The organism is Streptomyces sp. NPDC096013, assembly GCF_044763565.1.
In the GTDB taxonomy this organism is placed as follows: Bacteria; Actinomycetota; Actinomycetes; order Streptomycetales; family Streptomycetaceae; genus Streptomyces.
On sequence record NZ_JBIWGK010000018.1, the window covers coordinates 65392 to 85613 of the forward strand.

Consider the following 20222-nt stretch of genomic DNA (forward strand, 5'->3'; position numbering starts at 1 on the left):
TTTTTCCTGTCACCGCACAGCGAAGGTGGCCAAGCGCAAGCCATCGCTCAGGACCAGATACACGTCCGTACGTCCCTTCGCCGCCCCCGCGAGGTCGGCGGTCACCGTCTCGTAGTCGTACGGCGATGCCGTCCCGCCCGCGTGTGCCGTACCGATGAGCCTGCCGGTCGGAGAGCCCAGCCGGACCTCGACCGTGCCGGCGCCCGTGCCCGCCACCCGGGCCGTGAACGTCCGTGGCCCCGTGCCCCATTGCGTGTCCGCGAACTTCAGCCACGCCCCGTCCGCTGCCGCACCCACCGCCGTGCCGCTCGCCTTGGACTCGTCCACGAGGTGGATGCCGGAGTAGTCGTCGAAGTTCTCGGCGCGGGTGGTCCGGGACAGATTCCGGGGTGGAATCGTCTCCCCGTGGACGCGCCAGGTCGTCCGGGCGCGGATGTCCGTCGACGAGGCTCCGGCCAGGACGTCGTACGTGCCGGATTCCACCGTCCATTTCGAGCGGGTGACGTCCCAGTGGGCGAGGTCTTTCCGCTGGACTTTCAGCTGGACCGTCTTTGTCTCGCCCGGTTTCAGTGAGACCCGCTGGAAGGCTTTCAATTGCTTCAGGGGTTCTTTGTCGCGGGATGTCCGCTGGTGTGTGTAGAGCTGTACGACGTCGTCTCCGGACCGGGTGCCCGTGTTCGTCACCGGGAGCTCGTAGCCGCCGGCGACGGGTCTCAGGGTGCCGTAGCGGAAGGTCGTGTACGAGAGGCCGTAGCCGAAGGGGTAGAGCGGGGTGCCCCGGAAGTACTGGTAGGTGCGGTCGGACTTGATGATGTCGTAGTCGAGGATCGAGGGGAGGTCCGACTCCGAGCGGTACCAGGTCTGGGTGAGGCGGCCGGAGGGGTTCATGTCGCCGTAGAGGACGTCGGCGAGGGCGTTGCCCGTCTCCTGGCCCGCGTGGGAGGTCCAGAGGAGGGCCGGGACCTCCTTCTGGAGGGCGCCGAGTGTGGTCGGGTAGCTGTTCTCGACCACGACCACCGTCTTCGGGTTGGCCGCGCGGACCGCCTTGACCAGGGCTTCCTGGCCCGGGGCGAGGGAGAGGTCCGTGCGGTCGTGGGCCTCGCGGCCGTTGATCGACGGCATGGAGCCGATGACGACGACCGCCGTGTCCTTGCCCTTGACCGCCGCCACCGCGTCGGCGACGCCGCTGCGGACCACGTCCTTCGCGTAGTGGGCGGCCTGGTCCTTCGGCACCAGGCCCAGGGTGCCGTTCGCGTCGGTCGGGCCGAGGTAGAGGGGGTTCGACCACCAGGACTCCGACGTCTCGTAGCCCGCGTACTTCAGCAGGTACGTGCCGTCGCCCTGCGGTTCCAGCCGGAACTGCTGCTGGACGTACCAACCGTTGGGCTGTGTCTGGTCGTTGACGAAGTTCGACCAGTTGTAGCCGACGTACTTCCCGTTCGCGGCCGAGCGCAGGGTGACGATGCCGGAGCCCCAGTCGAAGGCGTCGAACTGGGCCGCGGTCGTGGGGGTGTCGGCGGACTCCCGCAAGGGGGCGCCGGTGTCGCCGGTGCCTGCCGTGACGTATGTGCCGGTCGTCGTGTCGCGCAGGGCGATGCGGTCGACGCCCTCGCTGGTCGTGACGCCGGTGCCGAGCTTCGTGGCGATGCCCTGCGCGGGGGTGACCGCGTAGGGGAGGGTGCCCGAGTACCAGTCCGTGTAGAGGGTGTCGGCGAGCGGGCCGACGACGGCGACGTCCTTGCCCGAACTCCTCAGCGGCAGCGTCCCGTTGTTCTTCAGCAGGACGGTGCCCTCGGCCGCCGCCCTGCGCGCCAGCCGCTGGTGAGCCGGGCTGTCGATGACGGACGCGTCGATCGAGCCGTACCTGCCGCCGCCCGGGTCGAACTCACCGAGCCGGACGCGGACGGAGAAGATGTCCGACGCCGCCTTGTCTATGTCCGAGACCTTCAGCAAGCCCTGCCGCACAGCCGAGTCGATCGCCGTCGTCGTCGGGCCGGGGTCGGCGCTGTTGTCCGTGAAGCTGTCCACGCCGGCCTTCACAGCCGCCGCGTCGCCCTCCGTGACGCTCGGGTAGTACTGCTGCGGGGTGACGAGGTTGCCGGGGGCGAAGGCGTCGGTGACGTTGAGCAGGCTCTGGTCGGTCCACTTCCGCACGACGTCGTTCAGGTCCGGATTCACCGTGCTGGGGCGGCCGTTGACGAGGTTGTACGACGTCATCACGCCTGTGGCCGCGTCCGCCGTGATCGCCGGTCTGAAGGCGGCCTCGTCGTACTCCTTCCGCACCCGGGGGCGGAGATCGGAGGACGTGGTCGCGCGGTCGGCCTCGTTGTTGTAGCCGAGGTAGTGCTTGAGGGTGGGGGCCGTCTTGAGGTGGTCCGGGTCGCCGCCGGTCAGGCCCTCGCCGTAGGCCGTCGAGAGGGCGCCGGTGAGGTGCGGGTCCTCGCTGTAGCCCTCCTCGTTGCGGCCCCAGCGCGGGTCGCGGAGGAGGTTGACCACCGGGGCCCAGAGGTTCAATCCCCAGCCGTCCGGCCGCTGTTGCTGGAAGCCGCGGGCCTCGTCGCCGACCGCCGAGCCGACCTGCCGCATCAGGGCCGGGTCCCAGGTCGAGGCGAGTCCGACGGCCTGCGGGAAGACGGTGGCCTTGCCGAGCCAGGCGACGCCGTGCAGGGCCTCGGTGCCGGTGCGGAAGGACTGGATGCCGAGCCGGGGGATCGCGGGCTCGTACTGGTGGAGGAGGGAGATCTTCTCGTCGAGGGTCAGCCGGCCGAGCAGGTCGTCAACGCGCTGGGTCACGGGGAGAGTCGGGTCGCGGAAGGGGTACGGGGTGTCGGCCGCCGCCGGGACCGTCGCGCCCAGACCGGCGATCAGGGCGAAGGCGACGACGAGCGTGGTCCTGTGTCTTCTTCTCGTGCTCTGTCTTCTTCTCTTGCCTTTCATGCCGCGGCTCCTTCACATAGGGCCTTGCACCAACGGTGGTGATCTCAGGGCGCGTTGCGCGGTGCCGTGCTCGCGCGCTCCGTCAGCCGGGGCGCCAGCAGGGTCGCGTCGGGCACGGCCTTGCCGTCCAGCTTCCTCATCAGCAACTCGACCGCCCTGGAACCGAGTTCGGCGGTCGGCAGCGCGACCGACGTGACCGGGACCCGTACCGACCGGGCGAGTTCGTCGGGGCAGATCGCGGTGATCGACAGATCCCCAGGGACCCGCAGCCCGAGCTGTTCGAAGGCGTCGACGAGGGGTTCCAGAAGCGGTTCGTTGTGGACGACGACCCCGGTCAACGCGGGCTGCTCACGCAGCAGTTGCTCGGCGACGGCCAGGGCGGCGGCCGGTGCGGCCTCGCAGGGGTGGACGGAGGAGGCGAGGCCGTTGCGGTCGGCGGCGGCCGTGAAACCCTGAACGACCCGCTGGGCGAAGGCCGTTCCGCGGACATACACCTCGGGCGGCGACCCGACGAGGGCGACGACCCGGTGCCCGAGCCCGGCGAGCCGTTCCACGCACAGCTCGCCCGCCGCCTTGAAGTCGAGGTCGATGCAGGTCAGTCCGTCCGCCTCGGCGGGGAAGCCGATCATCACCGACGGCCGGTCCAGAGACCGCAGCAACGGCAGCCGGGGATCGTCGAGTTGGACGTCCATCACGATCATCGCGTCGACGAGTGCCGTGTCCGCGACCCGCCGCAGCCCCTCCTCGCCCTCCTCCTGGGTGAGCAGGAGGACGTCGTGGTCGTGGCGGCGGGCGGTGGTCACCACGGACACCGCGAACTGCATGACGACCGGGACATGGATGCCGGTCCGTAAGGGGATCACCAGCGCCAGCACGTTCGACCGGCTGCTGGCCAGGGCGCGAGCACCGGCGTGCGGCCGGTAGCCCAGCTCGCGGATGGACGCCTCGACCCGCAGCCGGGTCTCCTCGGAGATCGGGCGCTTGCCGCTCAGCGCGTACGACACGGTGCTCGGGGAGACACCGGCGTGCCGGGCCACGTCCGTGATCTTCACCATCAGCCCAGCTCCAGCGTGAGGAACCCGCTGCCCGACCTCGACCGGTCCCCGGCGGCCAGCGCCCACGACAGTGACGGATCGCTGCACGACGCCCGGAGCGTGTCCCCCTCCCGTACGACGGTGAAGGTCACCTCGCCGACCGGGACCGTCACCCGCGCGCCCCGCCCCAGCCCGTACGCCCGCAGGGTGACGCCGTCGGCGTGGTCGTAGTCGGGCCGGTCCGCCACCGCGCCCACCGGGATCACCGCACCCGGCCGCACCAGCAGGGGCACGCTGTCGAAGCCGTGCCGCTCGCGCACCCAGCGCGGTCCGGTGACCGTGCGGTCGGTGAGGTAGTGGGTCCAGGTGCCCTCGGGGACGTAGTACGAGACGTCCCCGTCGTCGCTGAAGACGGGCGCGACCAGCAGATCGCTCCCGAGCATGTACTGCCGTTCCAGGTGCGCGCACCCGGGGTCGTCGGGGAACTCCAGCACCATCGCGCGCATCATCGGCACGCCCTCGGCGGAGGCGGTGCGGGCGGTCTCGTAGAGGTACGGCATGAGGCTCAGCTTCAGGCGGGTGAACTGCCGCAGCACGTCGACGGATTCCTCGTCGAAGAGCCACGGGACGCGGTACGACGAGCTGCCGTGCAGACGGCTGTGGGAGGACAACAGGCCGAAGGCCAGCCAGCGTTTGAAGAGCGCGGGGGTCGGGGTGCCCTCGAAGCCGCCGATGTCATGGCTCCAGTAGCCGAACCCGGAGAGTCCGAGGGAGAGGCCGCCGCGCAGGGACTCGGCCATCGACTCGTACGTCGCCTCGCAGTCGCCGCCCCAGTGAACGGGGTACTTCTGGCTGCCCGTTGTGGCCGAGCGGGCGAAGACGACCGCCTCGCCCTCGCCGCGGTGCTTGCGCAGCACGTCGAAGACGGTGCGGTTGTAGAGGTAGGTGTAGTAGTTGTGCATCCGCTCGGGGTCGGCGCCGTCCGCGTAGGCGACGTCGACGGGGACGCGCTCGCCGAAGTCGGTCTTGAAGCAGTCGACGCCCTGCGCGAGGAGCGCCTCCAGCTTTCCGGCGTACCAGTCACGGGCGGCCGGACTGGTGAAGTCGACCAGGGCCATGCCCGGTTGCCACAGGTCCCACTGCCACACGCTGCCGTCCGGCCGGCGCAGCAGATGACCGAGTGCCTTGCCCTCGGCGAAGAGGGGGGAGCGCTGGGCGATGTACGGGTTGATCCAGACGCAGATGTGCAGGCCGCGTTCCTTGAGCCTGGCGAGCATGCCCTCCGGGTCGGGGAAGACCCTCGGGTCCCACTCGAAGTCGCACCAGTTGAACTCGCGCATCCAGAAGCAGTCGAAGTGGAAGACGGAGAGCGGGAGTTCACGCTCCCGCATGCCCTCGATGAACGACGTCACCGTCTCCTCGTCGTACGAGGTGGTGAAGGACGTCGACAGCCACAGCCCGAACGACCAGGCGGGCGGGAGCGCGGGGCGTCCGGTGAGGGCGGAGTACTTGCGGAGGATGTCCTTCGGGGTCGGGCCGTAGATGACGTAGTACGTCAACTGCTGGCTCTCCACGCTGAACTGGACCCGGGACACCGCCTCCGAGCCGACCTCGAAGGAGACGCGGCCGGGGTGGTCGACGAAGACGCCGTAGCCCGAGTCGGTGAGGTAGAAGGGGATGTTCTTGTAGGCCTGTTCGGTGGCGGTGCCGCCGTCGGCGTTCCACATGTCGACGACCTGGCCGTTCTTGACCAGCGGGCCGAAGCGCTCACCGAGTCCGTAGACGGACGTGCCCACGTGGAGCCCGAGCTGCTCGCGCAGATAGTGGGCGCCGCTCGCGTCGCGCATGATGCCCATGCCCTTGGGGCCGCTGCCGGTGAGGACCCGGCCGTGCGCGAGGAAGTCGACGTGCCAGGGGCCGGTGCGGGCTACCTGGACGGAGAGCGCGCCGGAGGTGAGGGTCGCCTGCTCGTCGTCGTAGGACGTGTGGACCGCGCTGTGCCTTTCCGGGAGACCTCCCTCGGACCCCCGGAACTCGGTGCGTACGTCGAAGTGGGGGCCGCGCGGCTGTTCGCCCTCGAAGTGGGTGAAGGTGACGCCGATGACGTCGGGCATCGGGGCGTGGGCGCTGATCGTCACGACCGGTCCCTTCAGCAGGTCGCCGCGGTGGCGGATCGGCATGGTCGGCGCGTGGATCTCCAACGCGCCTCCCCCGGAGGGGGTACCCCCAGCGGCGGTGACATCGAGGACCTCGACCGGGTGGGCGGCGGTGACGCCCTCGCGCAGCAGCCAGTAGCCGTCGGTGAACTTCATGTGGGGGTCCCCTTACTACTTGACGGCACCCACGGCGATGCCGCGTGTGAGGGTCCGCTGGAAGACGAGGAAGAAGACGATGGCGGGCAGCACACCCAGCAGGGCGGCGGCGTTGGTCATCGTGGCGTCCATCAGACGCTGGCCCTGGAGGACGCCGAGGGCCACCGACACGGTCTGGTTGTCGTTGGAGATCAGCATGACCAGGGGGAGCAGGAACTCGTTCCAGGTCCAGATGAAGAAGAAGACCAGGAGTACGCCGATCGTGGGGCGGCTGACGGGGACCACGATCCGCCACAGCACCTGCCACTTGTTGGCGCCGTCGATCCGGGCCGCCTCGATGATCTCGCGGGGGAACTGGCCGAGCACCGACGAGAGGAGATACGTGCCGAACGCCGCCTGGATCACCGTGAACACGATGATGACGCTCAACCTCGTGTCGTACAGGCCGACTTGCTTGCTCAGGTAGTACAGCGGGTAGACCAGCGCCTCCTGCGGCAGCATGTTGGCGAGGACGAAGAACGCCAGCACCCAGGTGCGGCCCTTGATACGGCCGATGCCGATCGCGTACGCGTTGAGGACGGACAGGACGGCCGCCAGGACGGCCACCGAGCCGCTGATCACCGCCGAGTTGACGAGTTTCTGCCCGAAGTCGACGCGCTGCCAGAAGTCCTTGAGACCGTCCAGGTAGACGCCCCGGGGGAGGCTGAGGGGACCGTGTGCGGAGTACTCGGCCGGTGACTTCACGGCGTTGACCAGGACGATCAGGAACGGGACGACCATGAAGAGGGCCGCGATGCACAGGGCGATCAGGACCGGGTAGCGGCGCAGGGCGGTCGTCATGCCCGGTCACCTTCCTCCGCGCGGGTCTGGAGTTTCAGGAAGGCGAGGGAGAGCACCAGGATGATCACCGTCAACACCGTTGATATCGCGGCTCCGTAGCCGACCTGCGTCTTCTCGAAGAACGTGGTGAAGGAGAAGTAGGACGGCACGTCGGTCGCACCGCCGGGCCCGCCCTTCGTGAGGACGTACACCGCGCCGAACACCTTGAGCGCGGCGATCGTGCACCACGTGAGGACGACGTAGATCTCCGGTCGGATCTGCGGCAGCGTGATGTGCCAGAAGCGCCGCCACCAGCCCGCGCCGTCCAGCTCGGCCGCCTCGTAGAGCTGGGGGTCGACGCGTTGCAGCCCGGCCATGAACACCACGAGCGGGAAGCCGAGTTGGACCCAGACCATGACGCCCATGACGCTGTAGAGCGCGATGTCCGGGTCGCCCAGCCAGTCCTGCTGCCAGGAGCCCAGCCCCACCGCTTTCAGCAGGGCGTTGAGGGAGCCGTTGTCGGGGGCGAGGATCCAGCTCCAGACGATGCCGGCCACCGCGATCGGCAGCACCTGGGGGAGGTAGAAGCAGGCGCGGAGGATCGCGGCGATCCGGGTGCCGAAGTGCTTGGCCACGTAGTCGAACAGGGCGGCGGCCAGGACGAGTCCGACGACCGTCGGTACGGCCGCCATCGCCACGACCATGAACAGGCTGTGCCGGAACGACGCCCAGAACTCCGCGTCGTCCAGCAGAGCGCGGTAGTTGGCGAGGCCCGTCCACTTGAGGTCGCCCACGCCCTGCCAACTCGTGAAGCTCACGGCCGTGTTCATCAGGAACGGGACGACGATCACGGCCAGGGCCGCGAGGGCGCCGGGGAGGAGGAAGAGGGCGTAGGAGTTGCGCGGGCGACGGGCCGGGTGCCGCACGGCGTTACGCCGGTCGAGCACCCGGCCGTCCTTCTCGACGGTGACCGTCATGTCGACGGGACGCCCTTGTCGTACGCCTTCTGAAGGTTGCTGAGATAGGCGTCCGGCTTCTCGCTGTTCGTGATCAGCTTCTGGGTCTCGGAGACGAGGACGTCGTAGAAGCCGGGGACCGGCCAGTCCGGGTAGAAGGCGAGGCCGTCGCGGGCGGAGACGGTGTTGAAGTTGGCGATGAGCTGCTTGGACTTGGGGTCGGTGATCGCAGAGGTGTCGGCCGCGACCGGGATGCCGCCCTTGTTGCCCATCAGGTTCTGGATCTTCTTCGACAGGGTGATGTCGATGAAGTCGTAGGCGAGTTGCTTGTTCTTGGCGCCCTTGGGGACGACCCAGATGTTGCCGCCGGAACCGAGGGTGAGGTTCGAGCCGGGCCACAGCGTCGTGTCCCAGTCGAACTTGGCCTCCGTCTGGAAGCGGCCGTACCACCAGCTGCCGGAGAAGAGGATCGGGGCCTTGCCCTGTATCCAGGAGACTCCGGCGTCCTCGGCCTTGGTGCCGCTGGAGGTCTTGGCGATGTAGCCCTTCTTCACCCAGTCGGCGAAGGTGGTCGCCGCGTAGGTCCAGGCCGGGTCGTGGAAGTCCGTCTTCCCCTTGTACAGCTCGTACTTGTCGACCCAGGCGCGGTCGGCCTTCGACAGGGCGAGCTGGTAGAGGTACTGCTGGGCGATGTACTCGGCGCCGGCGTTGGCGAGCGGGGTGACGCCCTTCGCCTTGAACTCGCCCAGTGCGGTGGTCAGTTCGTCGAAGGTCTTCGGTTCGGCGATCTTGTACTTCTTGAAGAGGGCCTTGTTGTAGTAGACCATCGTGTACTCGCCGTAGTCGGTGACGCCGTACCACTTGCCGGAGCCCATCACCCCGTTGGTGTCGTAGACGTCCGTCGTGCCCACGCTGGACGGGATCTTCTTGTCCCAGCCGCGTTTCGTCGCCTCGGCGGTGAGGTCGGTGAGCAGGCCCTGTTTCGAGAGCAGGCCCGCCGTCGCGTTGCCCTTGTTGTACTCCATGACGTCCGGGGCGTCGGAGGAGTTCAGGACCATCGGAGCCGTCTTCTGGATCTGCTCGAAGCCTTTCTCCTCGAACTTCACCTTGACGCCCGGGTGTTGGGCCTCGAATTCCTTGATCGCCTCGTTCCAGGCGACGCCCATCGCGCTGTCGGGGCCCTCGTAGTGCCAGAGCTTGAGGGTCTTGCTGTCCGAGGAGCCGTTGTCCGAGCCGCCGCCGCAGGAGGTGAGGAGCAGCGATCCGGTGAGGATCAGTGCGGCCGTCGTCGCTCGCCGTTGTGTCGTCAGCATCCAGTGCCTCCAGGGGGGTCGGAGGGGATCGAATCGATTCGACGGGAGTTGTCGAAGCGCTTCGATGGAGGAAGGTATGTAGGGGCTGTGGGGGCGTCAATGGGTTGGGCAGAGATTGACGCAAGCGATTCGATGGATGTGTGGGTGGATGCGGCACCGTGGGGGCTGGTCGCGTTCACGTCGACGGAGCCGCACGGGGACTCGGCCCCGCGCCCCGGGCGGGCTGCCCTCAGCGGGCGGTCGGCCTGCGGGGTACGCCGGTCAGGAGGGCCGCTGCCGCTGCCGCGACCGGCAGCCAGAACGCCGCCGTCGGTGAGGTGTGGTCCGTTGTCCAGCCCGCTGCCGCCGAGCCGCACGCGATTCCCGCCAGCAGGGCTGTCACCGTCAGGCTCATGCCCTCGTTCAACCTGCCGTCAGGGGTGCGGTGTTGGACGAGCGCCATCGCTGTCACCATCGTCGGGGCCGTCGCCGTGCCCGCCAGAAGCAGGGCGAGTGCCAGCGCGGGGAGGGAGCCGACGGTGTGGGCTGCCAGCAGGGGCAAGGACATCAGCGCCGTCATCGCCGACAGGCAGTACGCCAGGCGCCGTTCGGCCGGGCCCGTCGGTTTCAGCGTGCCGTAGGCCAGGCCCGCCGCGCAGGAGCCTGCCGCCTGGAGGGCCAGTACCGCTCCGCCCACTGCCCGGTGTCCGCTCCCGTTCGCGTACGCGAGCGTGGCGACCTCCATCGAACCGAACACCGCGCCGGTCGCCAGAAACCCGGCGAGGAGGGGTGGGATGCCGGGTGCGCGGAGGGGCGAACCGCCCTGCGGGGCCGGGCTCGGCGGGGGTTCCGTCGCACGCTGGGCGGTGAAGACCAGCATCCCGGTCAGCAGCAGCACGGCCCCCGTCACCGTGCCCGCCTCCGGAAAGAACGTGCCGCAGAGCAGTGTCGCCAGTGCCGGGCCCAGCATGAAGCACAGTTCGTCGGCCGCCTGCTCGAAGGAGTTCGCCGTGTGGAGGGACTCCGGGTCGTCGGCCAGGAGGTGAGTCCAGCGGGCGCGGGACAGGCCTCCGGTGTTGGGGGTGGTCGCGGTGGCGGCGTAGGCGGTGAACAGGGTCCAGTTCGGGGCGTCGTAGTGCACGCAGAGGACGAGGGCCAGCGAGCCGAGGACGGCAACTGCCGTTGCCGGCAGAGCTGTTCTGGACTGGCCGTGGCGGTCGGTCAGCCTCGCTGTCCACGGGCCCACCAGCGCTGTCGCCGCCAGGCCGGTCGCCGTGACGGCGCCTGCCAGGGCGTACGAACCCCGTGAACCGGCGATCATCACGACCGCGCTCACGCTCGACATGCCCGCGGGGAGGCGGGCGATGAGGTTCCCGGCGGTGAAGGCCCGGGTGCCGGGGAGGGTGAAGAGGCGGCGGTAGGTGGGGTGGTGGCGGGCGTTGGGGTGGTCGCGGGCGGTGGGTGGATGCGGCATGCGGCAACCGTCGCCCGGAGTGGATCACCGGGTCCAACACCTGGTCCGCGTCGATTCACGCACCCTCGTTGTAGGTTCGCCGGATGCCCTGGACGCCTCTGACATCGGCTCACGTCGATCCCCGACTTCTGCGTGCCTTTCTCGCCGTGGCCGAGGAACTGCACTTCACCCGCGCCGCCGCCCGCCTCTACGTCGCCCAGCAGGCCCTCAGCCGTGATGTGCGGCGGCTGGAGCGGGAGTTGGGGGTCGAGTTGTTCGTGCGGAGCACCCGGCAGGTGGCACTCACGCCGGACGGGGCGCGGTTGGTGCCGTATGCGCGGCGGGTGCTCGCTGCGCAGGAGGAGTTGCTCGCCGCGTTCCGGGAGGCAGCGGCTCGGCCGCTCCTCGTCGATCTGAACACGCCGGGACTGGGCACCGGGCGGCGGGTGGTGCGGCGCGCCCGTGAACTCGCCCCGGACCAGGAGCTGATGGTCCGCTACGAGAGTGGACTGGCGGGCGCGGCGGGGGAGTTGATCGCCGGGCGGCTCGATGTGTCGTTCGGGCGGTTCGGCGGGCTGGACGCGCGGGTGCGGGCCGGGCTCGGGCATCAGCTGGTGCGGTACGAGCCGATGGCGGTCGTGCTGCCCGAGGGGCATCGGCTGGCCTCGCTCGACGAGGTGCCGTTGGCCGCGCTCGCGGGGGAGGTCGTGTACGCCGGTGCCGGGAATCCCCGTACGCCGGAGTGGACGGATCTCGCCCGCCGGCTGTTCGAGGGGCGTGGGATCTCGGTCGCGCCGCCCGCGCCCATGGCCGTAGGCGAAGAGGAGTTCGAGCGGGTCATGGCGAGGACGGGGACGCCGGTTCTCGCCGTGGTGGATTTTCCGGCCACGCCGGGGACCGTGGTGCGGCCACTGGTGGAACCGGTGCCGTTGTCCGCCGTGTCGCTCGTGTGGCGAAAGGGGCTGGTGCACACCGGATTCGATGCGCTGAGACGTGCCGCGGTGGAGATCGGTGACGCGTGCGGCTGGCTGCGTCGGCCGGTTAATGGATGGATTCCAGCCATCGACGTGGACATGCTAAAAAGGAGAAAATGACGCATCCCGCCACATGCGGAGGTCGCCGTGCGCTACCTTCAGGGCCTGAGCACGGTGTGGTAAGGGGGGCGCGCGGACCGGGTGGGGGCCCGGTTCGGCGGCGTGTGCTCAGGGTCGTTTGCGCACCCGGAACAGTCCCGTGGGGGGATGTGCGTGCGCATGGAAAAGTGGCGAGAAGACGCCCAACCGGAATGGCCCCAAGCCGCATCCGCGACCAGAGACGTACCGGTCATAGGCGGAGAGGCCCCAGGGGCTCCGGTGACCCGAGCAACCGGAGCGAGTGGAGGACCAGAGGTCCTGGAGGGCGGCCATCGTGCCGCCGAGGACGGACCGCGTACCGGGAAGGAACGTCCTCGCGCGGCGAGGGACGGTCTCCGGGTACGGACCGGGACCGGGTGGCCCGAGCCGCCCGCCGGCAAGCGGATGTCCGGCACGGGTGCCGGGATGCTCGCCGATCCCTGGGGCGCGTCGGCCGCGTCCTCCGCGCTGGCGGGGACCGCGTCCGCCGCGGCCGACCCCGACGAAGTGACCGTCCAGCTCGACGGGCCCGCCCCGCGGGCGGACTCCGGTGGCAGGGGCGGTTCCGGCGCGGGTCAGGAGGGTTCCGACGGGCCCGTGTTCGTCGACGAGTCCGGCCGTCGCAGCCGTAGGTACCGCCGGATCGGCATGGCCGTCGGCATCGCGTGCGCGGTCTACGCCGTCGTCATCGTCGTCACGCTGCTGTCCGGGAGTTCGGACGCGCCGTGGCTGCCGGTGCCGGGGCAGAAGGACGACGCGCCCGCGGGCAAGGTCGACACCTCGCCGCTGCCCGCCGAGTCGGGCCGCCCGTCCGGCGCCGGTGGCAGTGTCGCGCCGGGCAACATCCCGACGGCGAGCGACGGTACGACGCCCTCGCCGGGCGTGCGTGTCAGCGCTACGGCAGGCGCGTCCGCGAAGCCCGGTGCCAAGGCGAGCACGTCCGCGTCGCCGCGGCCGTCCGCGAGCAGAAGCGCCTCGACGCCGGGCGGTGTGAGCGTGACCCACCCGGTCGTACAGCCTTCGCTGCCTGGCTCGTCCTCGCCCGATCCGACGACGGCGCCCAGTTCGAGCGCGCCGTCCGAACCGTCACCGTCCCCGAGCCCGACGGCGGGCACCGGCACGGTGGCCGACGCCCCGAGCAGCCCGTCGCCCGTCGCGCAGGGGCCGGCCGCGCCGTCCGAACAGGCGCCGGCCCCGTCCACGACTCCGGAGCACATCGTCTGATGGCATCGCACAACCGCCGCCCCAAGGCCACGAACCCGGCCCCGGGCGGCCGTCACGGAGCAACTCCGGCTGCCACGAACGGAGTTGGGGCACACGCGGCACGTCCGGGTGGGGGCGGGGTGCCTGTCCCGCCCCCGGGCGGTGAGGGGGCGTATCCACCGCCCCCGGCCGGAGCCGGGGCACCCGCCTCACCCGTCGGCGGAGGAGGCGGGGCGCACGCCGCACGCCCAGGCGGGGCACATGGCTCGCCCCCGACCGGGACCGAGGCCCGCGTCTCCCGTCCGGGCGGCACCGGGGCGCGCGCCCCGCGGCCGAGACGAGCCGCGGCGCGCACCCCGCGCGCCCCTCGGCGCCGCCGCCTCTCCATGCGGTTCCTGCTGCCGATGCTGCTCCTCGTCGCCCTGCTGGCCATGCTGATGCTGCGCGGCTACGTCCACAGCGAGATCCTCGCCGACCATCGCATCCGCGCCGAGGCCGCGACCGACAAGGTCCCGGACAAGATCCTCGACGGCGGCCCGGTCATCGACACCCGCAGCGGCCGTACGACCAGCCTGAACGTGCCGGACCACGACATCGTCCTGACCTTCGACGACGGCCCCGACCCGACCTGGACGCCCAAGGTCCTGGACGTGCTCAAGAAGCATCACGCGCACGCCGTCTTCTTCGTCACCGGCACCATGACCTCGCGCTACCCGGAGCTGGTCAAACGCATCGTGGCGGAGGGCAACGAGGTCGGCGTGCACACCTTCAGCCACCCCGACCTCTCCTTCCAGTCCAAGCGGCGCATCGACTGGGAGCTGTCCCAGACCCAGCTGGCGATCACCGGCGCGGCCGGCATCCGGACCTCGCTGTTCCGGCCGCCGTACTCCTCGTCCGCCGACGCGATGGACAACCTGTCCTGGCCGGTGACCCAGTACATCGGCACCCGCGGCTACATCAGCGTCGTCAACAACACGGACAGCGAGGACTGGCAGAAGCCCGGCGTCGCGAAGATCATCAGCAACGCCACCCCGCGCGCCGGCAAGGGCGCGATCGTCCTCATGCACGACTCCGGCGGCGACCGGCACCAGACCGTGCAGGCGCTGGACAGGTTCCTGCCGGAGATGCAGGCCAAGGGCTACCGGTTCGGCAACCTCACCGAGGCGCTCGGCGCGCGCAGCGCGCTCACCCCGGTGACCGGAGTCGACCTGTGGAAGGGCAAGGCGTGGACCTTCCTGGTCCAGGCCTCGGACAGCATCATGGACGTGCTGGTGGTCGGCCTCGCCCTCACCGGCTCGCTCGTCATCGCCCGCTTCGCGATGATGCTGCTGCTCTCCGCGATCCACGCCCGCCGGGTGCGCCGCGAGGACTTCGCCTGGGGACCACCGGTCACCGAACCGGTCACGGTCCTCGTCCCGGCGTACAACGAGGCCAAGTGCATCGAGAACACGGTCCGTTCACTGATGGCGAGCGAGCATCCGGTCGAGGTGATCGTCGTCGACGACGGCTCGGCCGACGGCACGGCGAGAATCGTCGAGGCGATGAACCTGCCGAACGTGCGGGTCGTACGCCAGCTCAACGCGGGCAAGCCCGCCGCCCTCAACCGCGGTCTGGCGAACGCCGGTCACGACCTCATCGTCATGATGGACGGCGACACCGTCTTCGAACCGGCCACCGTACGCGAGCTGGTGCAGCCCTTCGGCGACCCCCGCGTCGGCGCGGTCGCGGGCAACGCCAAGGTCGGCAACCGCGATTCCCTCATCGGCGCCTGGCAGCACATCGAGTACGTGATGGGCTTCAACCTCGACCGCCGGATGTACGACATCCTGCGCTGCATGCCCACGATCCCGGGCGCCGTCGGGGCGTTCAGGCGCAGCGCGCTGGAGCGGGTCGGCGGCATGAGCGACGACACCCTCGCCGAGGACACCGACATCACGATGGCGATGCACCGCGACGGCTGGCGCGTGGTCTACGCCGAGAGGGCGCGGGCCTGGACCGAGGCACCGGAGACGGTCCAGCAGCTCTGGTCGCAGCGCTACCGCTGGTCCTACGGCACGATGCAGGCGATCTGGAAGCACCGGGGCGCCCTGCTCGACCGGGGCCCCTCCGGCCGCTTCGGCAGGGTGGGCCTCCCGCTGGTGGCCCTCTTCATGGTCGTCGCCCCCATCCTGGCCCCGCTGATCGACGTGTTCCTCCTCTACGGCCTGGTGTTCGGCCCGACGGAGAAGACGTTCCTGGCCTGGCTGGGCGTCCTCGCGATCCAGGCGTTCTGCGCGGCGTACGCCTTCCGCCTGGACCGCGAACGCATGACCCACCTGGTCTCGCTGCCCCTTCAGCAGATCCTCTACCGCCAACTCATGTACGTCGTCCTGCTCCAGTCCTGGATCACCGCACTCACCGGAGGCCGCCTGCGCTGGCAGAAGCTGCGGCGGACGGGGGTCGTGGAGGCGCCGGGCGGCCCGGTGCCGACCCAGCACGGCAGCCGTGGCGACCGGAGGTCGATGGCATGACGCACGGATACACGACCGGGGCGAACACGAGCCCCGAGCGGGGACCCGACCCCGAGTCGACACCGGTGTACGGGACTCCGCAGATTCCCCAACAACGGCGGCAGGAAACGGAGTTGGCGCCGGAGTCGGATTCGGCGTCGGCGTCGGCGCCGGCGAGGGCCAAGGGCGGCGGCCGGGACCGCTATCTCGACCTCCTCCGCTCGATCGCCCTCGTCCGCGTGGTCGTCTACCACCTCTTCGGCTGGGCGTGGCTGTCGGTGCTGTTCCCGTCGATGGGCGTGATGTTCGCGCTGGCGGGTTCCCTGATGGCCCGCTCCCTGAACCGCCCCGCGCTGAGCGTGATCAAGGGCCGGCTGCGCCGACTGCTGCCCCCGCTCTGGGCGTTCAGCGCGGTGGTGCTGGTGATGATGTTCGGGATGGGCTGGAACCCGCTCAAGGACCCCGACCTTGGGGGCACCTGGTGGGGTGCGGCGAAGGTCCTCGACTACATCGTGCCGGTCGGCGCACCGCCGTACCCCGAGCATCTGGGGTCGGAATCGGGCCTGTTGGAGAGCACGTGGGCGGACCAGGCGGCGGGCCCGCTGTGGTACTTGCGGGCGTACCTGTGGTTCGTGATCGCGTCACCGCTGCTGCTGTGGGCGTTGCGCAGGATTCCCTGGGCGACGCTCCTGGCCCCCTTGGCGCTGACGGCGGTGGTGGGCACCGGCCTGATCACCATCCCCGGCGAGACGGGCAACGCGGTCTCCGACTTCGCGGTGTACGGCGGCTGCTGGGTCCTCGGCCTCGCCCATCACGAGGGCCTGCTGAAGCGGGTCCCGCGCTACCTCGCGGTCTCCGGCGCGACCCTGATCATGGGCTTCGGCCTGTGGTGGGCCTCAGGTCATCTCGGCCCCGACGGCTGGGACCTGAACGACATCCCGCTCGCCCAGGCGACCTGGTCCTTCGGCGTCGTGGTGGTCCTGCTCCAGTACGCGCCGTCCTGGCAGGAGCTGCCCGGCCGCCTGGCCAGGTGGGACAAGCTGGTGACCCTGTCCAACAACCGCGCCGTCACGATCTACCTGTGGCACAACCTCCTCATCATGGCCACGGTCCCGATCCTCGACCAGCTGTACAACCTCCCCTTCATGGAGAGCGACACGGCGACGTCCTTCCTCGACAGGGCGGACACGCTCCTGATGTTCGTACTGATCTGGCCGCTGCTCGCGGTCGCGATCCTCGCGTTCGGCTGGATCGAGGACATCGCCGCCAAGCGGAGGCCGCGGTTGTGGCCCAACGGGGTCAGTGGTGGGGGAAGCCGGAGGAAGGGGGCCTGAGGGTCGGGGGGCCTCGCCTCCCACCTCACCGTCACCCATCCCCGCCCGTGAGAGCAACGTTCCCTTCCGGTGACTCACAGCCACAGGGTCGAAACGCGACCTCCCTACCTTCGGGACGTATCGCTGCTCGTAACCCCGTAGTGCACCGTGGAGGCGTCATGACAGCCACTGGGAAGTGGATCGAGCACTGGGACCCTGAGGACGAGACGTTCTGGGAGGAGACCGGAGAGAAGGTCGCCCGGCGGAACCTCATGTTCTCCGTGTTCTCGGAGCACATCGGATTCTCGATCTGGACGCTGTGGTCCGTACTGGTGCTGTTCATGGGCCCGGAGTACGGGCTGACGCCGGCGGACAAGTTCCTGCTGACCTCGATGGTCACGCTGGTCGGCGCGGTCGTCCGGGTGCCGTACACCTTCGCGGTGGCCGTCTTCGGCGGGCGGAACTGGACGATCGTCTCGGCCGGTCTGCTCCTCGTGCCGACCGTCGCCGCGTTCGCCGTGATGAAGCCGGGGACGTCGTTCGACACCTTCCTCTGGATCGGCCTGCTGGCCGGCATCGGCGGCGGCAACTTCGCCTCCTCCATGACCAACATCAACGCCTTCTTCCCGCTGCGGAAGAAGGGCTGGGCTCTCGGGCTCAACGCCGGGGGCGGCAACATCGGGGTCCCCGTGATCCAGTTGATCGCCCTCGCGATCATCGGCGCCGGGGGCGGCCCGCGCGTGCTGCTCGGGATCTACATCCCGCTCATCCTCGCCGCCGCCGTCCTCGCCGCGCTCTTCATGGACAATCTCACCTCCGTGAAGAACGACACCGGCGCCGCCAAGGACGCCGCGCGGGACTGGCACACCTGGATCATGGCGTTCCTGTACATCGGCACGTTCGGGTCGTTCATCGGGTACGCGTTCGCGTTCGGGCAGGTGCTTCAGGTGCAGTTCGGGCGTACGCCGTTGCAGGCCGCGTATCTCACCTTCATCGGGCCGCTGCTCGGCTCGCTCATCCGTCCCGTCGGCGGCTGGCTCGCCGACCGCTACGGCGGCGCCCGGATCACCCTGTGGAACTTCGTCGCCATGGCCGCCGCCACCGCGATCCTGGTCGTCGCCAGCATGGAGAAGTCGCTGCCGTTGTTCGTGACGGTGTTCGTCGTCCTGTTCGTGCTCAGCGGACTCGGCAACGGGTCGACGTACAAGATGATCCCCGGCATCTTCCAGACCAAGGCCCTCGCGAAGGGGCTCGTCGGGGACGAGGCCGCCGCTTACGGGCGACGGCTCTCCGGTGCCTCCATGGGGCTCATCGGGGCGGTCGGCGCGCTCGGCGGGGTCGGAATCAACCTCGCCTTCCGCCAGTCGTTCCTCTCCTCCGGCTCCGGGACCGGCGCGTTCGTCGCCTTCCTCGCCTTCTACGGCCTCTGCTTCGCGGTGACATGGGCCGTATACCTTCGCCGCCCCACCGCCCAGACTCAGGCCAAAGCTTCCGCATCGGAGGCGAAGGCGCAGCTCAGCTATGCGGAGGTGTGACGTAACACCGGCGACATGAAGCCGAACCGAGCCTGTCATGCGCCGTTGACAGGCTCGGTCGGCATGTAGCCACCGCCCAGCCACCGCATCCACGGCCCCATGTAGGACTACGTTCGGGACGAGAGCCATGTACGAGGAACCGCAGCGACCGGATCGCGCGCAGCACGGACCCCTCTCCGGGTTCACCGTGGGCGTCACCGCCGCGCGCCGTGCGGACGAGCTGGGAGCGTTGCTCCAGCGGCGCGGTGCGGTGGTCGTGCACGCGCCCGCGCTGCGCATCGTGCCGCTGGCCGACGACAGCGAACTGCTCGCCGCGACCAAGGAGTTGATCGGACAGGCGCCCGATGTCGTCGTCGCCACGACCGCCATCGGGTTCCGGGGGTGGATCGAGGCGGCCGACGGGTGGGGGCTCGGGGAGGCGCTCCTCGAACGGTTGCGCGGGGTGGAGCTGCTCGCCCGGGGGCCCAAGGTCAAGGGGGCGGTGCGGGCGGCCGGGCTGACCGAGGAGTGGTCTCCGTCGTCCGAGTCCATGGCGGAGGTGCTCGACCGGCTGCTGGAGGAGGGGGTCGAGGGGCGGCGGGTCGCCATTCAGTTGCACGGTGAGCCGTTGCCCGGGTTCGTGGAGGCGCTGCGGGCCGGGGGAGCGGAGGTCGTCGGTGTGCCCGTGTACCGGTGGATGCCGCCGGAGGACATCGCTCCGCTGGACCGGCTGCTGGACGCGACGGTCTCGCGGGGCCTGGACGCGCTGACGTTCACCAGCGCGCCGGCCGCGGCGTCGCTGCTGTCCCGGGCCGAGACGCGGGGGCTGCTGCCCGAACTCCTCGCCGCCCTGCACCACGAGGTCCTCCCGGCGTGCGTCGGTCCCGTCACCGCGCTTCCGCTCCAGAACCACGGCATCGGCACGGTCCAGCCCGAGCGCTTCCGGCTCGGTCCGCTCGTCCAGCTGCTCTGCCAGGAACTTCCCGGGCGGGCCCGTACCCTGCCCATCGCCGGGCACCGGGTGGAGATCCGAGGGCATGCGGTCCTGGTGGACGGGGCGCTACGGCCCGTGCCGCCGGCCGGGATGTCGCTGCTCAGGGCGCTGTCCCGGCGGCCGGGGTGGGTGGTGGCGCGGGCGGAGCTGCTGCGGGCGCTTCCTGGTGCCGGGCGGGACGAGCATGCCGTGGAGACGGCGATGGCTCGGCTGCGTACGGCACTTGGGTCTCCGAAGCTGATCCAGACGGTGGTGAAGCGGGGGTATCGGTTGGCGCTGGATCCGGTGGCCGACACGAAGTACGCGGGCGCGTGAGGTGAGGTTGGCCGGGGTGGAATGTGGCCCCTGGTGCAGCTCCGGGGTGTTGGTGCCGGCGTACCTGGGGGCTCCGCCCCCAGACCCCCGATCGGCCCCGAAAGGGCCTCGTCCTCAAACGCCGGACGGGCTGAATTTCGCCGGCCTGCACCAGAAGTGAGCCCCTGCACGGGCTGAATTGCACGGGCCTGCACCAGAAAGCGAGCCCCCTGGACGGCGAGCCCCGGACGGGCTGGACTGCTCCGGCCTGCGCCAAGGTGCGAGCTCGCGGATGAACCGGATATCGCCGCCGACGTCAGGAACCGACGCTCCGCACGCTGGGGTCCGCCGATGTGCATGCGCGGCCGGTCCGAGGGGTTACGGCCGGGTCGGTGGGCAGGCACTGTAGGGAGAGGGGACGGAATACCCGCGCTCCCCTCCTCACGGCACGCACGCAACGATCCCTGACGACCGACGACCGGGGTACTCCCTAGGCGGTG

General features: G+C 70.0%; 13 protein-coding genes. 6 read left to right on the forward strand and 7 right to left on the reverse strand.

The genetic code is table 11. The features are described from left to right. Positions 1-9: 9 nt before the first annotated feature. From ACIRB1_RS39415 to ACIRB1_RS39445, 7 genes are all read right to left on the reverse strand, one after another. Positions 10-2937: a glycoside hydrolase family 3 C-terminal domain-containing protein gene (locus tag ACIRB1_RS39415; RefSeq protein ID WP_403468902.1), complete on the reverse strand. Its 2928-nt coding sequence runs from the start codon at positions 2935-2937 to the stop codon at positions 10-12. A 44-nt stretch (positions 2938-2981) separates the two neighbouring features. After that, positions 2982-3992 carry a LacI family DNA-binding transcriptional regulator gene (locus ACIRB1_RS39420; RefSeq protein ID WP_403468903.1) on the reverse strand — a complete coding sequence of 337 codons (1011 nt, stop codon included), beginning with the start codon at positions 3990-3992 and terminating at the stop codon, positions 2982-2984. Beyond that, the gene (yicI, locus tag ACIRB1_RS39425; protein WP_403468904.1) at positions 3992-6283 is read right to left on the reverse strand and encodes an alpha-xylosidase; all 2292 of its coding nucleotides are present in this window, start codon (positions 6281-6283) and stop codon (positions 3992-3994) included. Before yicI ends, ACIRB1_RS39420 begins: the two co-directional genes overlap by 1 nt. 15 nt (positions 6284-6298) lie before the next feature. Beyond that, entirely contained in the window at positions 6299-7123 is an 825-nt protein-coding gene (locus tag ACIRB1_RS39430) for a carbohydrate ABC transporter permease (RefSeq protein WP_352185367.1), read from the reverse strand. Beyond that, complete coding sequence (locus ACIRB1_RS39435) at positions 7120-8079, reverse strand: carbohydrate ABC transporter permease (protein ID WP_403468905.1); 960 nt, start codon at positions 8077-8079, stop codon at positions 7120-7122. Before ACIRB1_RS39435 ends, ACIRB1_RS39430 begins: the two co-directional genes overlap by 4 nt. Next, positions 8076-9371: an ABC transporter substrate-binding protein gene (locus ACIRB1_RS39440; protein WP_403468906.1), complete on the reverse strand. Its 1296-nt coding sequence runs from the start codon at positions 9369-9371 to the stop codon at positions 8076-8078. Before ACIRB1_RS39440 ends, ACIRB1_RS39435 begins: the two co-directional genes overlap by 4 nt. A gap of 229 nt (positions 9372-9600) precedes the next feature. Beyond that, positions 9601-10824, reverse strand: a complete 1224-nt coding sequence (locus ACIRB1_RS39445) for an MFS transporter (RefSeq protein WP_403468907.1) — start codon at positions 10822-10824, stop codon at positions 9601-9603. 83 nt (positions 10825-10907) lie between these two features. Here ACIRB1_RS39445 and ACIRB1_RS39450 point away from each other — a divergent pair, with 83 nt between their 5' ends. The 6 genes from ACIRB1_RS39450 to ACIRB1_RS39475 all read left to right on the forward strand — a co-directional run bounded on the left by ACIRB1_RS39450 (position 10908) and on the right by ACIRB1_RS39475 (position 19743). Then, positions 10908-11897 (forward strand): LysR family transcriptional regulator, encoded by a 990-nt coding sequence (locus ACIRB1_RS39450; RefSeq protein WP_403468908.1) that lies wholly within the window; start codon positions 10908-10910, stop codon positions 11895-11897. 258 nt (positions 11898-12155) lie between these two features. Continuing rightward, positions 12156-13139: a hypothetical protein gene (locus ACIRB1_RS39455; protein ID WP_403468909.1), complete on the forward strand. Its 984-nt coding sequence runs from the start codon at positions 12156-12158 to the stop codon at positions 13137-13139. A gap of 365 nt (positions 13140-13504) precedes the next feature. After that, positions 13505-15628: a bifunctional polysaccharide deacetylase/glycosyltransferase family 2 protein gene (locus ACIRB1_RS39460; protein WP_352185371.1), complete on the forward strand. Its 2124-nt coding sequence runs from the start codon at positions 13505-13507 to the stop codon at positions 15626-15628. Further along, positions 15625-16941, forward strand: coding sequence for an acyltransferase (locus ACIRB1_RS39465; RefSeq protein WP_403468910.1), 1317 nt, complete (start codon positions 15625-15627; stop codon positions 16939-16941). Before ACIRB1_RS39460 ends, ACIRB1_RS39465 begins: the two co-directional genes overlap by 4 nt. 158 nt (positions 16942-17099) lie before the next feature. After that, positions 17100-18455, forward strand: coding sequence for a nitrate/nitrite transporter (locus ACIRB1_RS39470; RefSeq protein WP_403468911.1), 1356 nt, complete (start codon positions 17100-17102; stop codon positions 18453-18455). A gap of 127 nt (positions 18456-18582) precedes the next feature. Continuing rightward, the gene (locus tag ACIRB1_RS39475; RefSeq protein WP_403468912.1) at positions 18583-19743 is read left to right on the forward strand and encodes a uroporphyrinogen-III synthase; all 1161 of its coding nucleotides are present in this window, start codon (positions 18583-18585) and stop codon (positions 19741-19743) included. Positions 19744-20222: the final 479 nt, after the last annotated feature.

What these genes read in the sequence shown, in the direction of transcription:
- ACIRB1_RS39420 (WP_403468903.1), bottom strand. Translation starts at nt 3,992, where the DNA reads ATGGTGAAGATCACGGACGTGGCCCGGCACGCCGGTGTCTCCCCGAGC.
- ACIRB1_RS39415 (WP_403468902.1), bottom strand. Translation starts at nt 2,937, where the DNA reads ATGAAAGGCAAGAGAAGAAGACAGAGCACGAGAAGAAGACACAGGACC.
- ACIRB1_RS39440 (WP_403468906.1), bottom strand. Translation starts at nt 9,371, where the DNA reads ATGCTGACGACACAACGGCGAGCGACGACGGCCGCACTGATCCTCACC.
- ACIRB1_RS39470 (WP_403468911.1), top strand. Translation starts at nt 17,100, where the DNA reads ATGACAGCCACTGGGAAGTGGATCGAGCACTGGGACCCTGAGGACGAG.
- ACIRB1_RS39460 (WP_352185371.1), top strand. Translation starts at nt 13,505, where the DNA reads ATGCGGTTCCTGCTGCCGATGCTGCTCCTCGTCGCCCTGCTGGCCATG.
- ACIRB1_RS39475 (WP_403468912.1), top strand. Translation starts at nt 18,583, where the DNA reads ATGTACGAGGAACCGCAGCGACCGGATCGCGCGCAGCACGGACCCCTC.
- ACIRB1_RS39445 (WP_403468907.1), bottom strand. Translation starts at nt 10,824, where the DNA reads ATGCCGCATCCACCCACCGCCCGCGACCACCCCAACGCCCGCCACCAC.
- ACIRB1_RS39430 (WP_352185367.1), bottom strand. Translation starts at nt 7,123, where the DNA reads ATGACGACCGCCCTGCGCCGCTACCCGGTCCTGATCGCCCTGTGCATC.
- ACIRB1_RS39450 (WP_403468908.1), top strand. Translation starts at nt 10,908, where the DNA reads ATGCCCTGGACGCCTCTGACATCGGCTCACGTCGATCCCCGACTTCTG.
- ACIRB1_RS39435 (WP_403468905.1), bottom strand. Translation starts at nt 8,079, where the DNA reads ATGACGGTCACCGTCGAGAAGGACGGCCGGGTGCTCGACCGGCGTAAC.
- ACIRB1_RS39465 (WP_403468910.1), top strand. Translation starts at nt 15,625, where the DNA reads ATGACGCACGGATACACGACCGGGGCGAACACGAGCCCCGAGCGGGGA.
- yicI (WP_403468904.1), bottom strand. Translation starts at nt 6,283, where the DNA reads ATGAAGTTCACCGACGGCTACTGGCTGCTGCGCGAGGGCGTCACCGCC.